Origin of the sequence: Streptomyces sp. NPDC127595 (genome assembly GCF_042671685.1) — a bacterium.
GTDB lineage: Bacteria > Actinomycetota > Actinomycetes > Streptomycetales > Streptomycetaceae > Streptomyces.
The window spans coordinates 384,653-398,697 of record NZ_JBHXWK010000008.1 but is presented as its reverse complement, the minus strand read 5'-3'; the positions used below and the strand labels follow the sequence as shown (position 1 = coordinate 398,697).

Annotated in this window: 15 protein-coding genes; 11 read left to right on the top strand and 4 right to left on the bottom strand. The window is 69.1% G+C overall.

The features are described 5' to 3' along the window. The first annotated feature begins 427 nt into the window (after positions 1-427). Positions 428-1,180, top strand: coding sequence for a hypothetical protein (locus ACFVKT_RS26585; RefSeq protein ID WP_385735648.1), 753 nt, complete (start codon positions 428-430; stop codon positions 1,178-1,180). Here the strand turns inward: ACFVKT_RS26585 and ACFVKT_RS26580 are convergent. Both ACFVKT_RS26580 and ACFVKT_RS26575 read right to left on the bottom strand, forming a co-directional pair. Then, the gene (locus ACFVKT_RS26580; protein ID WP_385735646.1) at positions 1,104-2,423 is read right to left on the bottom strand and encodes a D-arabinono-1,4-lactone oxidase; all 1,320 of its coding nucleotides are present in this window, start codon (positions 2,421-2,423) and stop codon (positions 1,104-1,106) included. The two genes, ACFVKT_RS26585 and ACFVKT_RS26580, sit on opposite strands and share 77 nt — an antisense overlap. Beyond that, positions 2,383-3,621 (bottom strand): MFS transporter, encoded by a 1,239-nt coding sequence (locus ACFVKT_RS26575; protein WP_385735644.1) that lies wholly within the window; start codon positions 3,619-3,621, stop codon positions 2,383-2,385. Before ACFVKT_RS26575 ends, ACFVKT_RS26580 begins: the two co-directional genes overlap by 41 nt. A gap of 221 nt (positions 3,622-3,842) precedes the next feature. Between ACFVKT_RS26575 and ACFVKT_RS26570 the strand changes: the two genes are divergently transcribed. Then, positions 3,843-4,970 (top strand): ferrochelatase, encoded by a 1,128-nt coding sequence (locus ACFVKT_RS26570; RefSeq protein ID WP_385735642.1) that lies wholly within the window; start codon positions 3,843-3,845, stop codon positions 4,968-4,970. An 8-nt stretch (positions 4,971-4,978) separates the two neighbouring features. Further along, positions 4,979-5,794, top strand: a complete 816-nt coding sequence (locus ACFVKT_RS26565; RefSeq protein WP_385735640.1) for an inositol monophosphatase family protein — start codon at positions 4,979-4,981, stop codon at positions 5,792-5,794. A 164-nt stretch (positions 5,795-5,958) separates the two neighbouring features. Here the strand turns inward: ACFVKT_RS26565 and ACFVKT_RS26560 are convergent, their stop codons facing one another. Continuing rightward, complete coding sequence (locus ACFVKT_RS26560) at positions 5,959-6,132, bottom strand: hypothetical protein (RefSeq protein ID WP_365426212.1); 174 nt, start codon at positions 6,130-6,132, stop codon at positions 5,959-5,961. Positions 6,133-6,524: 392 nt separating this feature from the next. Here ACFVKT_RS26560 and ACFVKT_RS26555 point away from each other — a divergent pair, with 392 nt between their 5' ends. The 4 genes from ACFVKT_RS26555 to ACFVKT_RS26540 all read left to right on the top strand — a co-directional run bounded on the left by ACFVKT_RS26555 (position 6,525) and on the right by ACFVKT_RS26540 (position 10,055). Then, positions 6,525-7,178, top strand: coding sequence for a response regulator transcription factor (locus ACFVKT_RS26555; protein WP_365426214.1), 654 nt, complete (start codon positions 6,525-6,527; stop codon positions 7,176-7,178). 6 nt (positions 7,179-7,184) lie between these two features. Next, positions 7,185-8,417: a sensor histidine kinase gene (locus ACFVKT_RS26550; RefSeq protein WP_385735638.1), complete on the top strand. Its 1,233-nt coding sequence runs from the start codon at positions 7,185-7,187 to the stop codon at positions 8,415-8,417. Positions 8,418-8,809: 392 nt separating this feature from the next. Next, complete coding sequence (locus tag ACFVKT_RS26545; protein ID WP_003997302.1) at positions 8,810-9,106, top strand: DUF4193 domain-containing protein; 297 nt, start codon at positions 8,810-8,812, stop codon at positions 9,104-9,106. A gap of 13 nt (positions 9,107-9,119) precedes the next feature. Then, the gene (locus ACFVKT_RS26540; RefSeq protein WP_385735635.1) at positions 9,120-10,055 is read left to right on the top strand and encodes a hypothetical protein; all 936 of its coding nucleotides are present in this window, start codon (positions 9,120-9,122) and stop codon (positions 10,053-10,055) included. Positions 10,056-10,097: 42 nt separating this feature from the next. Here ACFVKT_RS26540 and ACFVKT_RS26535 read toward each other — a convergent pair whose 3' ends face one another. After that, the gene (locus tag ACFVKT_RS26535; RefSeq protein WP_385735633.1) at positions 10,098-10,559 is read right to left on the bottom strand and encodes a DUF3093 domain-containing protein; all 462 of its coding nucleotides are present in this window, start codon (positions 10,557-10,559) and stop codon (positions 10,098-10,100) included. Positions 10,560-10,617: 58 nt separating this feature from the next. On the opposite strand from ACFVKT_RS26535, the gene ACFVKT_RS26530 reads away from it, so the two are divergent. The 4 genes from ACFVKT_RS26530 to ACFVKT_RS26515 all read left to right on the top strand — a co-directional run bounded on the left by ACFVKT_RS26530 (position 10,618) and on the right by ACFVKT_RS26515 (position 13,902). Then, entirely contained in the window at positions 10,618-11,202 is a 585-nt protein-coding gene (locus ACFVKT_RS26530; RefSeq protein WP_385735631.1) for a PaaI family thioesterase, read from the top strand. After that, entirely contained in the window at positions 11,199-11,714 is a 516-nt protein-coding gene (dut, locus tag ACFVKT_RS26525; RefSeq protein WP_385735629.1) for a dUTP diphosphatase, read from the top strand. Before ACFVKT_RS26530 ends, dut begins: the two co-directional genes overlap by 4 nt. 1 nt (position 11,715) lies before the next feature. Beyond that, positions 11,716-12,477 carry a DUF3710 domain-containing protein gene (locus tag ACFVKT_RS26520; RefSeq protein WP_385735627.1) on the top strand — a complete coding sequence of 254 codons (762 nt, stop codon included), beginning with the start codon at positions 11,716-11,718 and terminating at the stop codon, positions 12,475-12,477. A 204-nt stretch (positions 12,478-12,681) separates the two neighbouring features. Next, a complete protein-coding gene (locus tag ACFVKT_RS26515) occupies positions 12,682-13,902 on the top strand; it encodes an alginate lyase family protein (RefSeq protein ID WP_385735625.1) in 1,221 nt (406 codons plus the stop codon). Positions 13,903-14,045 lie beyond the last annotated feature (143 nt).

The window sequence follows — 14,045 nt, the reverse complement described above, 5'->3', positions numbered from 1 at the left end:
GCCTGCCCGGGTGCAGCCTGCCACAACCTTGCCGAGTTGCCCGGCGTGTCGGGCACAGGCCCGGGATCGCCGTTATGGCACGGTTACCTATTCGCAACGCTAAGTGACGAACTCCATCACCCTGTGCAACGAGCCCCCTCCCGGCGGTCCTGCAAGGCCCCGGACACCCTGGCGGGAGTCCGGACCCAGGGCTCGCAAGAGTACTCCATTCGGGCCACTTGCGCGGATCGGCACACCACCCAACTTCGATCAGGGTGCGGCAGTTGGCCGGTCTGAGCGTCGTTTCCGTGACCATGAAAAGTGGCGCACTTCACGTAATCACCGCAAACGGAACTAATTGCCTCGCCCGTCCGTCCCCTCCTTGTGCGGTCAGTTGATCAGTCGGGTCAAGTCGATCAAGTACGGGAAAGGCAGGCAAGGTCCGGGCATGCGTGAAAAGCCGGATGTCGGTGTGGAGTCGGGTGTTGATGAGGAGGCCGGAAAGACCAGCAGGAAACGACTGGATCTGAGCGTGCCCCAAGTGGCGGGCAGCGCGGTGGCGGCGGTGGTGGCCGCGAAACTCGCCTCCTACTTCGGGGTCTACGGGACGATGCTTGGCGCGGGCCTGGTCAGTGTCGTCGCCACCTGCGGAGGCACGGTCTTCCAGCATTTCTTCAGGCGCACCGGCGAGCAGTTGCGCGATGTGACGGTGCAGGCCAGGCCGAGGCCCCAGCAGGTCCCGGCCGCGGGGGAGTTCACCGAGGGAACCGTCTACCGCGCGCGGGTCAGGAGCTGGAAGCGGCCGGTGATCGCGGCGGCGCTCGTCTTCGGCGTCACCATGGCGGGCATCACCACCTACGAACTCGTGTCGGGCCACAGCTTCAGCGGCGACAGCAAGGGCACGACTGTGGGCGATGCCCTCAAAGGCAGTTCCCCGTCGGAGCCTGCTACGCCTCCAGCGTCCAGTGCGACGCCTTCGGACACCCCCTCCTCCGGGCAGCCGTCCGGCGACAGCGGTACCGATCAGGGCGGGGACGGGGCTACGAGGCCCACACCGACGCCGAGTTCGAGCGCCACGCCGGAAACCGGGGGCGACGCACAGACCCCGGCGCCCAGCGGAGCCGCTACGACCCCAGCACCCTCCGCAAGTAGTCGTTCCCAAAGCGCCGATCCGGGTCAAGCCGATCCCTCAGCGCAGTGAACTCGCCGAAGCGCGGGTAGACCCCGGCGAGGTACTCCGCGTCGCGGGTGTGCACCTTGCCCCAGTGCGGCCGCCCCTCGTGCGCCGTGAGGATCCGCTCGGCGGCGGTGAAGTACGCCTGATAGGGGGTGCCCTTGAACATATGCACGGCGATGTACGCGCTCTCCCGCCCGGACGCCGTCGAGAGCGTGATGTCGTCCGCCGGCGCCGTACGTACCTCGACGGGGAAGCTGACCCGCAGGGAAGACCGGTCGACCATCGTCTTCAGCTCGCGCAGCGTCTCGACGAGGGCCTCGCGCGGAACGGCGTACTCCATCTCCACGAAGCGCACCCGGCGCGGAGAAGTGAAGACCTTGTAGGGAATGTCGGTGTAGGTCCGTGCGGACAGCGCGCGGCTGGAGATCTTCGCGATCGTCGGGATGGTGGCGGGCACCGCGCGGCCGACCAGATTGGCCGCGTGGAAGACGCCGTTGGAGAGGAACTCGTCCTCGATCCAGCCGCTGATCTGCGGCACCGGCTTCTCGGGCCCCGCGCTGCGGTTGTTGCGCTTGGTGTTGCAGTTGCCGGTGTGCGGGAACCAGTAGAACTCGAAGTGCTCGTTCTCGGTGAACAGTTCGTCGAAGTCGGCGGTGACCTTGTCGAAGGTCATCGGCTCCTCGCGCGCCGTGAGCAGAAAAACGGGCTCTACGGAGAAGGTGATCGCGGTGATGATCCCCAGGGCGCCGATTCCGATCCGGGCCGCGGCGAAGACCTCGGGATTCTCCTTCTCGGAGCAGGAGATGACCGAGCCGTCGGCCGTGACCAGCTCAAGGCCCTTGATCTGGGCGGCGATCGAGGCGGAGTCCCGCCCGGTGCCGTGCGTTCCGGTGCTGACCGCGCCGGAGACCGTCTGCTCCATGATGTCGCCCATGTTGGTGAGGGACAGTCCCTCCCGGGCGAGAGCGAGGTTGAGACGCTTGAGCGGGGTGCCCGCCTCCACGGTGACCGTGCCGGCGTCGCGGTCGATCCTGCGGATGCCGGTCAGCAGTTGAGGGCGGATCAGTACGCCGTCGGTCGCGGCGGCGGCCGTGAAGGAGTGCCCGGTGCCGACGGCCTTCACCTTCAGACCGTCCTCGGCGGCGCTGCGCACGGCCGCGGAGAGCTCCTCCACGGAGGCGGGAGTGACCTCTCGTGCCGGACGGGCGGTGACCGTGCCCGCCCAGTTACGCCACGTTCCGCTCTTCCCGTTCGCTGTGCTGCTCATGGGTCCCTCCCCGATGCGGAACCGGCCTGTTCAGCCGGCGATACCCGAGGAAACCGACCGCGACCGCGACGGCCCCGGACACCGCCGGAACCCCGTACCCGGCCTTCGCACCGGCGGCGTCGATCACCCAGCCGGCCACGGAGGAACCGAGCGCGACCCCGACCGCGAGCCCGGTGCTGATCCAGGTCATGCCCTCGGTCAGTTTCGCGCGTGGTACGTGCTGTTCGATGAGGGACATCGTGGTGATCATCGTGGGAGCGATGGACAGGCCCGCAACGAACAGCGCCACGGCCAGGAACGGCAAGTTTCCGACCAGTAGGAGGGGGATCATACTCACGGCCATCGCACATACGCCCAGCAGCCATCGACGTTCGGGCGCCCCCTTGAAGTGCAGCAGCCCGAACACCGCTCCCGCCGCACAGGAGCCCGCCGCGTAGAGCGCGAGGACGACGCTCGCGGCGGCCTTGTGGCCCTGCTCCTCGGCGAAGGCCACCGTGACCACGTCGACGGCCCCGAAGATCGCTCCGGTGGCCACGAAGGTGGCCACCAGGACCTGGAGTCCGGCCGAGGCCATCGCCGAGCCGCGCTTGTCGTGGCCGCGCGGATGCGGTACCGGTTCGGTGCCGCGCTGGGCCGTCAGCCAGAAGACGCCGACCGCGAGGAAGCAGGCGGCGAGCAGCGGCCCGGCCTCCGGGAACCACACCGTGGACAGCCCGATCGAGATGATCGGTCCGAAGATGAAGCAGATCTCGTCCACCACGGACTCGAAGGAGTACGCGGTGTGCAGTTGCGGGGTGTCCCGGTAGAGGGCCGCCCAGCGGGCCCTGACCATCGCGCCCATGCTTGGCACACAGCCGATGCCGGCCGAGCAGACGAACAGCACCCAGTCCGGCCACTCGAACTTCGCCGCGAGCAGCAGCCCCGCGGACGCGGACAGCGCGAAGAATGTCACGGGGCGCAGCACCCGCCGCTGCCCGTGCCGGTCCACCAGCCGGGAGACCTGCGGGCCCATCGCCGCGGCGGCCAGCGCCATGGTCGCCGAGAGCGCACCCGCGAGCCCGTACCGCCCGGTGAGCTGGGAGACCATCGTGACCACGCCGATGCCCATCATCGACAGCGGCATCCGGCCGAGGAAGCCCGCGGCGGCGAAGCCCTTGGAGCCGGGGGCGGCGAAGAGGGCGCGGTACGGGCTGGGCAAGGCGGAACTCCGGTCGGCTCGGCTCGGCCGCCCGGTCACCGTGGGCGGCCTGAACACCGGTAAGGCGTGAATCTGGCCGATACAGCTTACGGGTGAGGTGACCCTAACGCACGCCCTCGGACGTTTGAGCGCACGCCCTCGGGCGCTCGAGCGCACTCACTCGGACCGCTTGTCCGGTGGCCGTTGTCCACCTGTCAGCGACGGATGGCAGGATCGAAGGCATGCCAGACGTGCTCGATGCCACCCCCTACGACGCCCTGCTCCTGCTCTCGTTCGGCGGCCCTGAAGGGCCGGACGACGTGGTCCCGTTCCTGGAGAACGTGACGCGGGGGCGCGGCATCCCCAAGGAACGGCTCAAGGAGGTGGGTCAGCACTACTTCCTGTTCGGCGGGGTCAGCCCCATCAACGACCAGAACCGAGCCCTGCTCGACGCGCTCCGCAAGGACTTCGCCGACCACGGCCTGGACCTGCCCGTCTACTGGGGCAACCGCAACTGGGCGCCATACCTGACCGACACCCTGCGCGAGCTGGTCGCCGACGGCCGACGCCGTGTCCTGGTCCTCGCCACCAGCGCGTACGCCTCGTACTCGGGCTGCCGCCAGTACCGCGAGAACCTCGCCGAGGCCCTGGCCGGCCTGGAGGCCGAGGGCCTGGACCTGCCCAAGGTCGACAAGCTGCGGCACTACTTCAACCATCCCGGCTTCGTACGCCCGATGGTGGACGGCGTGCTGAAGTCCCTGGCCGAACTTCCCGGGGACGTACGGGAGGGCGCGCACCTCGCCTTCACGACGCACTCGATCCCGGACGCCGCCGCCGACACCTCGGGGCCCGTCGAGGACCACGGCGACGGCGGCGCGTACGTGAAGGAGCACCTCGACGTCGCCCGGCTGATCGTCGACGCCGTGCGCGAGGAGACCGGGATCGACCACCCCTGGCAGCTCGTCTACCAGTCGCGCTCCGGAGCCCCGCACATCCCGTGGCTGGAGCCCGACATCTGCGACCACCTGGAGGAGCTGCACGGCGCCGGTGTCCCGGCCGTCGTGATGGCGCCCATCGGGTTCGTGTCGGACCACATGGAGGTGCTGTACGACCTCGACACGGAGGCCACCGCCAAGGCGGCGGAGCTGGGCCTGCCGGTGCGCCGCTCGGCCACCGTGGGCGCCGACCCGCGGTTCGCCGCGGCGATCCGTGAACTGGTTCTGGAGCGCGCCGCGACCGAGAGCGGACGGCAGGTGACACCCTGCGCCCTGGGTGCTCTCGGTGCGAGTCACAACCTGTGCCCCGCGGGCTGCTGCCCGGCCCGTGCCCCGAAGCCCGCCGCCGCGGGCGCCGACAGCCCGTACGCCTGAGGAGCCCCGTGATCGAGCCCCTGCACACCGAACTGCTCCAGCTCGCCCACCAGGCCGCCCGTAGCGCCGGTGAGCTGCTGCGGGACGGACGCCCGGCGCACCTCACGGTCGCCGCGACCAAGTCCAGCCCGATCGATGTCGTCACCGAGATGGACATCGCCGCCGAGAAGCTGATCACCGACCTGATCACCCAGCACCGCCCGGCCGATGGCTTCCTGGGTGAGGAGGGCGCCGCCACGGAGGGCACCAGCGGCATCCGTTGGGTCATCGACCCGCTCGACGGCACGGTCAACTACCTGTACGGGCTGCCCACCTGGGCGGTGTCCATCGCCGCCGAGCAGAACGGCGAGACCGTCGTCGGAGTCGTCGCGGCACCGATGCGCGGCGAGACCTATCACGCGGTACGCGGCCGGGGCGCCCGGGCCACCGGAGCCTGGGTCGGCGAGCGCCGGCTGAACTGCCGCCCGTCACCGTCCCTGGACCAGGCCCTGGTCTCCACCGGCTTCAACTACGTGACCGAGGTCAAGACCCACCAGGCCGACGTCGCCCAGCGGTTGATCCCGCTGCTCCGTGACATCCGGCGTTCCGGGTCCGCGGCGGTCGACCTGTGCGACGTCGCGGCGGGCCGTCTCGACGGCTACTACGAGCGCGGGCTCCACCCGTGGGACCTCGCGGCGGGCGACCTGATCGCCCGGGAGGCGGGTGCACTGACCGGTGGGCGCCCCGGTGAGCGCCCCGGAGGCGATCTCGCGGTGGCTGCCTCCCCGGGCGTCTTCGAGCCCCTCCAGCGGCTCCTGGAGGAGTTCGGCGCCTGGCACGACTGACGGCGCGTACAACAGCGCGCAGGAACGGCGCGCACAACAGGCGGCAAACGGAGCGGGGCCCCGGCACTGGATCGATGCCGGGGCCCGCTCTCGTACGAAGGAAGATCTGGTGAAGCGCTGAGATGAAGAACTGAAGAACCGAAATAGGGAACTGATCAAACTGATCAGACGCGCGTCGCGCCGACCTGTACACCGTGCTCGGCGGCGAGGCGGTGCAGGTCGTCGAGCTCGGCCTGCTCGACCTCCGCGAGGAAGTCGTCGCCTGTCTCGCGAGCCCGCGTCAGGTCGGACTCGGTAGCCCTTATACGCTGCAGAAGTCCTGCGGTGAATGCGTCCATGCTGCGCCCCCTCGTCCTGGGTCGTGGGTCGGTGGCACGGGGGTGTGCCGTTCAGAAGGGGCGATCACGTCTCCAAGGGGTGCCCAGCGCTGCCCTGCTGGGCGGCGACGGTGCCGGACACCCACGCCCACTCTGCGGAAAGCGGTTGGACCTACCACAAGGTGGCTTGCCACAAGCAGAGCGTGATCGCGGGGTGTAAAGCTGTCGTCCCCCCACTCCCTTCCGTGGAAACCTCAACCGCACGAGAAAATCTGGCATTCCCACCCGCTCTCCCCGTCTTACAGCCGACTTATGGCCGAAAAGGGCAGGATGGAGGCCTTACCCCACGACAGGCCCTGCCCGCGTGCCGCCGAAGAGGCGCTGCGCGAGCGGACAGAGGAAGGACAAGCGACGTGCGCGTACTCGTCGTCGAGGACGAGCAGCTGCTCGCCGATGCGGTGGCCACCGGACTGCGCCGGGAGGCCATGGCCGTCGACGTCGTGTACGACGGCGCGGCCGCCCTGGAGCGCGTCGGAGTCAACGACTACGACGTGGTGGTTCTCGACCGCGACCTCCCGCTCGTGCACGGCGATGACGTCTGCCGCAAGATCGTCGAGCTCGGCATGCCCACACGCGTGCTGATGCTCACCGCTTCCGGCGACGTCAGCGACCGTGTCGAGGGCCTGGAGATCGGCGCGGACGACTACCTCCCCAAGCCGTTCGCGTTCAGCGAGCTGACGGCACGCGTGCGTGCCCTGGGACGCCGTACGAGCCTGCCGCTGCCGCCGGTCCTGGAGCGCGCCGGGATCAAGCTCGATCCCAACCGCCGCGAGGTCTTCCGCGACGGCAAGGAAGTCCAGCTCGCGCCGAAGGAGTTCGCCGTCCTGGAGGTGCTGCTGCGCAGCGAGGGCGCCGTCGTCTCGGCCGAGCAGCTCCTGGAGAAGGCCTGGGACGAGAACACGGACCCCTTCACCAACGTCGTACGGGTCACGGTCATGACCCTGCGCCGCAAGCTCGGCGAGCCCCCCGTGATCGTCACCGTGCCCGGTTCCGGTTACCGGATCTGATCCACGGTGACCACGACGCCCGCGCCTCCCACGGCGCCTCCGAAGCCCACGTGGGACCCCAGACGGGTGGAGACTCCGTTCCCCTGGCTGCGGCCCACCATCCGGATAAGGCTGACGCTGCTGTACGGCGGGATGTTCCTGATCGCCGGCATCATGCTGCTGTCGATCATCTATCTGCTCGCGGCGCAGGCGCTGAACGTGGGCAGTGATCTGCCCTTTAAGATCCTCTCTGGCCAGGTGAGCAGCCAGATCTGCAATTTCCCCGCCCAGCCGGACGCAGCCGAGCTCAACAACGCGATGAACGCCTGCGTCAACGAGCAGCGTCAGCACGCCCTGGACGACCTGCTCTCCCGCTCCTTGCTCGCCCTGCTCGGCCTCGCCATCATCGCCTTCGCCTTCGGTTACGCGATGGCGGGCCGGGTGCTCGCGCCGCTCGGCCGGATCACCCGTACCGCGCGCGCGGTGGCGGGCTCGGACCTCTCCCGGCGGATCGAACTGGACGGCCCGGACGACGAGTTGAAGGAGCTGGCGGACACCTTCGACGACATGCTGGAGCGGCTCCAGCGGGCCTTCACCGCGCAGCAGCGCTTCGTGGGCAACGCCTCGCACGAGCTGCGGACGCCGCTGGCGATCAACCGCACGCTTCTCGAGGTGCACCTCTCGGATCCCGGGGCGCCGGCGGAACTGCAACAGCTCGGCAAGACCCTGCTGGCCACCAACGAGCGCAGCGAGCAGCTCGTCGAGGGCCTGCTGCTGCTCGCCCGCAGCGACAACCAGATCGTCGAGCGCAAGCCCGTGGACCTCTCGGAGGTCGCTTCACGGGCCGTCGACCAAGTCCGCGCCGAGGCGGCCGTCAAGGGCGTGGAGATCCGCTCGGAGTGCGCCCCGGCGGTCGTCCAGGGCAACGGCGTCCTCCTTGAGCGGATCGCCCTGAACCTCGTCCAGAACGCCGTCCGGTACAACGTGCCGGAGGACGGCTGGGTCGAGGTCACGACCCAGGTTCAGCACGGTCAGGCGGTCCTGGTCGTGTCGAACACAGGTCCGGTGGTTCCCGCGTACGAGATCGACAATCTTTTCGAGCCCTTCCGGCGGCTGCGTACAGAGCGCACAGGTAGCGACAAGGGTGTGGGCCTTGGCCTGTCGATTGCCCGGTCGGTGGCCCGTGCGCACCGGGGGCATATCCTCGCGTCGCCGCGTGAAGGAGGTGGGCTCGTGATGCGAGTCACCCTGCCGATCTGAGACCATGTCGCCGACACGCGAGGATGTTCGCTTTGCGCGGAATTTTCTGGGCATACGTCCGGGAGGCTCGTGTGTGATCGATCACAAGGGCGAATTTCCGGCCATCTACTCTCCGTGATCAAGAAGGCTGTCGTAAAGCCGGGATAATCCGGGTTTTCGGGGGTCCAGATCACGGGAAGTACACGGGGGTACGCCTTTGAAGTGCGGCCTTCGGACCGTGTACGGTCCGCATCGCCATCCAAGCCGATCACTCTTGAGGAGTCCGGTTGGGTGTCGATTGAGTAACAGACCTTGATGTGAGGCAAAATCTCCGCCTCGGGTCGGGCACAAGTCCGGCCTCTCACGCGTTACGTGCGCTGAGACACCGCAGACACCCAGAGGGGGAGAGCGACATGGCAACGGATTACGACACCCCACGCAAGACCGACGACGACGTCGATTCGGACAGCCTTGAGGAACTGAAGGCTCGCCGTAACGACAAGTCGACGTCGTCTGTAGACGTGGATGAGTTCGAGGCCGCAGAAGGCCTGGAACTGCCCGGCGCGGACCTCTCGAACGAGGAGCTGGCCGTCCGGGTCCTTCCCAAGCAGCAGGACGAGTTCACTTGCATGAGCTGCTTCCTGGTGCACCACCGCAGCCAGCTGGCCCGAGAGAAGAACGGCCAGCCGATCTGCCGCGACTGCGACTGAGGCGGGGTCGGCCGTGACTGGCTCGACCCCTCCCTGGAAGCGCCGCTCCTCCGGACGGGGAGCGGACGAAGGGCCGTCAGACGGCCCTGAAGGCGTGCGTGACGACGAGCGGGGCTCTTCCCGACCAGGATCAGCCTCGCTCGACCGGCCGCCCGCCACGACGTCGGCAGGGGCTTCGGCGCCCACCGGCGAACTGGTGCCCGTGGACACCCCGGCGCCCGCGGCCAAGCGCCGTGCGGCGGCCGTCCGCGACGGCGTCAAGGAAGGCGTTCGCAAGGGCGGCAGCAGGGCGAGAGCAGGCCTGTCCTACCTCGCCGACCGCATCATCGACATCGCTCCGCGTATCCCCGTACGGGACCTCGCGGCCCTCCGTCGGCAGTTCCCCGGCCTGACCGCGGAGCAGCTCGCCGACAAGCTCGTCGCGGGCGCGGCCAACGCGACCTCGGCGGTGGGCGCCGGCATCGGCGCGGCCGCCATGCTTCCGGTGCCGCCCGCGATGCCCACGGAGATCGCCGCCGAGATCACCGGCGTCGCCGCGATCGAGCTGAAGCTGATCGCCGAACTGCACGAGGTGTACGGCGTCCGCCCGCCCGGGAACCTGACGCAGCGCAGTACGGGGTATCTCAACTCCTGGTCCACCGAGCGCGGGATCGACGTGACGAAGGTGGCCTCGCTCAACGCCGCGCTGGGCGGCCCCATGAAGCGTCAGCTTCGCCAGCAGATCATGAAGCGCATGGTCCGGGACCTGCCCAACCTGATGCCGTTCATGGTCGGCGCGGCGGTCGGAGCGGTCATGAACCGCCGCGACACCAGACGCCTCGCGGAGCACATCCGCAAGGACCTGCGTAAGTCCCAGGTGCCGTGGGACGCACTTCCGGAGCTCCCGCCGCTCGACGCACCCGCCGACCCCCTGCGGATGGGGGAGATCCCCAAGGAGCTCGGGAACTGAGCTCGCCCTGCCTGTCCTGCCCGCCCTGAGGCGACCGGGTCCCTACGCCGTTGCCCGCGCGGCTTCCAGCGCCGCTGCCAGGCGCTCGGGCTCCCGGGTCGACAGGTACAGGTACGGCGTCGGGTCCGCGGGGTCGGTGACCTCGACCTTCAGGGCCGTGGGGATGTAGGCGCGCAGCAGCATGAAGGCGCGAGTGTCGGCCTTGAACGTGCGCCAGGCGCGCGCCTCCTCCTGGTCCAGGGTCACGGCGTCGCCGAGGGCCGCGACCGGGATCTTCGCGTCGCCCGCGATCAGGGAGTCGCCGACGATCCGGATGCGGATCGAGCCGTACGAACTCGTCACGACCGCCGCGACCGCGGTGCCGCCGACCAGAGCGCCCAGCAGTGGCAGCGCACCGAACGGCAGGAAGATCAGGGCCATCGAGACCCCCACCAGGAAGCAGACCAGCCACCAGCTTCGGGGCGCGTTGAGGCGTTCTTCGTACGGCGTGGTGGAGAGCTGCATGAAGTCAAGCTTGGCACGGGGCGTCCGTCGGCTTGACGCGCGGGTAAGGTCTGCGGCTGTGAGTGGTACTTCCGCAGCTCTGAAGCCTCCCGCCGACGCCGTCGCGCCGGTGCGGCACCCCGACGCACCCCCGGCAGGTGAGCTCCTCGGAGCGCACTACGGGCAGTGTTTCGGATGCGGCGAGGGACAGGCCCATGGGCTGCACCTGCAAGCGCGTGCGGGCGAAGGGGTCAAGATCACGGCGGAGTTCACCGTGCGGGCCGCCCACCAGGGCGCCCCCGGTCTCGCGCACGGCGGGGTGCTCGCCACCGCGCTCGACGAGACGCTCGGCTCGCTGAACTGGCTGCTGCGGACCATCGCGGTGACGGGACGGCTGGAGACGGACTTCGTACGGCCCGTGCCCGTCGGCACCGTGCTGTTCCTGGAGGCCGAGGTCAAGGCCGTGGCCGGGCGCAAGATCTACTCGACCGCGACCGGGCGGATCGGCGGCCCCGAAGGGCCCGTCGCCGTCCGCGCCGACGCCCTCTTCATCGAGGTGAAGGTCGACCACTTCATCGACAACGGCCGCCAGGAGGAGATCCAGGTGGCCATGGACGACCCCGACCAGGTCAGGCGCGCACGCGCCTTCGAGGTGAACCCGTGACCCGTAATCCTGTGGATGTGCTGATCAGGCGCGTCGACCCGGAAGTCCCGCTTCCCGAGTACGCGCACCCCGGTGACGCGGGAGCGGATCTGCGTACCACCGAGAGATGTGAACTGGAACCGGGTGAACGGGCCGTTCTGCCCACGGGAGTGTCTGTCGCGCTGCCAGAGGGGTACGCGGCCTTCGTACACCCCCGTTCCGGGCTGGCCGCCCGCTGCGGTGTCGCCCTGGTGAATGCCCCGGGGACGGTGGATGCCGGGTACCGTGGGGAGATCAAGGTGATCGTGGTGAATCTCGACCCGCGCGAGTCCGTGCGGTTCGAGCGCTTCGACCGGATTGCCCAACTGGTCGTCCAGCAGGTCGAGAAGGTCCGCTTCCGGGAGGTCGCGGAGCTTCCCGACTCGGTGCGGGCCGCAGGGGGCTTCGGGTCCACCGGCGGTCACGCCGCCGTGGGCGGCGGGGCGGGTGGGAATCGATACGCTTCGGTCGTATCCGACCGGGAAGGACAGTGACGTGTTCGGACGTCGCAAGAAGGGCAGTGCCGCCGAGGACGCGGCGGGCGAGGCCGAGCAGGTCGTCGACGACGTCGACACTGAGGCGGACGAGGCGGACCGGGAGCGGGTGAGGCTCGAGCCCGAGCCGCGGCCCGACGGACCCTGGGACGACTCGGAGGTGCGCGAGCCCGCCGAGGGCCGTGTCGACCTGGGCGGCATTCTGGTGCCCGGAGTCGACGGCATGGAGCTGCGGGTGGAGGTCGCGGGCGACGCGATCGTCGCGGCCACCGTCGTTCTGAAGGACAGCGCCATCCAGCTGCAGGCCTTCGCCGCTCCCAAGCGCGAGGGCATCTGGGGCGAGGTGCGTGAGGAGATCGCCTCCGGCATCACCCAGCAGGGCGGTGTCATCGACGAGGTCGAGGGCCCGCTGGGCTGGGAGCTGCGCGCGCAGGTTCCGGTGCAGCTGCCGGACGGCACGGGCGGTTTCCAGGTCGTACGGTTCGTCGGCGTGGACGGCCCCCGTTGGTTCCTGCGTGGAGTGATCTCCGGGCAGGGTGCGGTGCAGCCGCAGGCCGCGGGTCTCCTTGAGCAGATCTTCCGGGACACGGTCGTCGTGCGTGGTGAGGGTCCGATGGCCCCTCGCGACCCGATCGTCCTGAAGCTGCCGAACGACGCGCAGATGGTGCCCGAGGGTGTCCAGCAGGAGGAGCAGGCCGGTTCCCGCTTCTCCGGCGGCATGGGGCAGTTGCAGCGCGGGCCGGAGACCACCGAGGTTCGCTAGCACTCCTCGCATACGAGTCGGGCCGTATCCCCAGCACAGGGGGTGCGGCCCTTTCGTATGCCCGAGTCCTCCTGGCCGAAGGGCAGTTGAGGTGCGCGTTCTTCGGCAGGCCTTGACGGAAAGTTGGTCTGGACCTATGGTCCCCGCCAACGCGTGTGTTCAGTCCCCAGTGTGTAATTCACATACGAGAACGGATCCCGTCACATGCCCGAAACCCCCACAGTCCGTCTCCGCAGACGTCGCCCAGCCTTCCTCGTCACCGTCGCCACGACCGCCGCCCTGGTCGCCGCGATGCTCTCGCTGCCCGGCGCCCAGCAGAAGGCCGAAGCCGCGCCCACCACCTTCGTGCACCCCGGAGTCGGCGTCTCCAGGGGGCAGTTGGACTTCGCCCGCACCCAGGTCCTGGCCGGCGCCCAGCCCTGGAAGGGCGCGTACGACCAGATGCTGGCGAGCAAGTACGCCTCGCTGACGCGCACCCCCCTCCCGCGCTCGGTCGTCGAGTGCGGCTCGTACTCGAACCCCAACAACGGCTGCACCGACGAGCGTGAGGACGCGATAGCCGCGTACACCACCGCTCTCGCCTGGTACATCACCAAGGACGTCCGCTACGCGCAGAAGTCCATCCAGCTGATGGACGCCTGGTCGGCCACCATCACCGACCACACCAACAGCAACGCGCCTCTGCAGACCGGCTGGGCCGGGTCCTCCTGGACCAAGGCCGCCGAGATCATCAAGTACACGTACACCAGCACCTGGACGAACTCCGCGCGCTTCGGGACCATGCTGCGCAACGTCTACCTGCCGGAGATCATCAACGGCTCCAATTCCAACGGGAACTGGGAGCTGACGATGATGGAGGCCGCCATCGGCATCTCCGTCTTCCTCGAGGACAAGACGGTGTGGGACTCCGCCATGGCGAAGTTCCGGACGCGTACCGCCGCGTACATCTACCTCGCCTCCGACGGCGCCGTGCCGAAGACCGTGCCGAGCCAGAACCTCGACACCACGGCCAAGATCGTCGCCTACTGGCAGGGACAGTCGACCTTCACCACCGGCCTCACCCAGGAGACGTGCCGCGACTTCGTGCACACCGGGTACGGCATCTCCTCCATCTCGCACGTCGCGGAGACCAGCCGGATCCAGGGCATCGACCTGTACACCACCGACGTGGGTGAGCGGCTGCGCCAGGCGCTCGGCTTCCAGGCCAAGTACCAGCTGGGCACGGCGGTGCCCAGCAATCTGTGCGGAGGGTCCCTCACGCTCGGGCTCGGACCGGTCACCGAGGTCGGCTACAACGCCATGCACAACCGCCTCGGCTATGCCATGGCCAACACCCAGACCCTGACCCTGCAGAACCGTCCGGCCGGCACCAACAACCTGTTCGTGGCCTGGGAGACCCTGACCCAGGGGGACAACCTCAGCTGACGTACGGGGACGACCTCGGCCGAACCGTCCCGCGGCCGGGTGCCCACCAGCGACACGGGTGCCCGGCCATCAGGGTTGCGTCAAAACGTGCTCCGTCCAGCCTCCCGTCCCTTTTGCCGGGATTATTGGCCGTAAGGTCGACG

Coding starts and splice junctions, on each gene's coding strand:
- ACFVKT_RS26545 (WP_003997302.1), top strand. CDS start 8,810: ATGGCAACGGATTACGACACCCCACGCAAGACCGACGACGACGTCGAT.
- ACFVKT_RS26535 (WP_385735633.1), bottom strand. CDS start 10,559: ATGCAGCTCTCCACCACGCCGTACGAAGAACGCCTCAACGCGCCCCGA.
- ACFVKT_RS26585 (WP_385735648.1), top strand. CDS start 428: ATGCGTGAAAAGCCGGATGTCGGTGTGGAGTCGGGTGTTGATGAGGAG.
- ACFVKT_RS26570 (WP_385735642.1), top strand. CDS start 3,843: ATGCCAGACGTGCTCGATGCCACCCCCTACGACGCCCTGCTCCTGCTC.
- ACFVKT_RS26515 (WP_385735625.1), top strand. CDS start 12,682: ATGCCCGAAACCCCCACAGTCCGTCTCCGCAGACGTCGCCCAGCCTTC.
- ACFVKT_RS26560 (WP_365426212.1), bottom strand. CDS start 6,132: ATGGACGCATTCACCGCAGGACTTCTGCAGCGTATAAGGGCTACCGAG.
- ACFVKT_RS26580 (WP_385735646.1), bottom strand. CDS start 2,423: ATGAGCAGCACAGCGAACGGGAAGAGCGGAACGTGGCGTAACTGGGCG.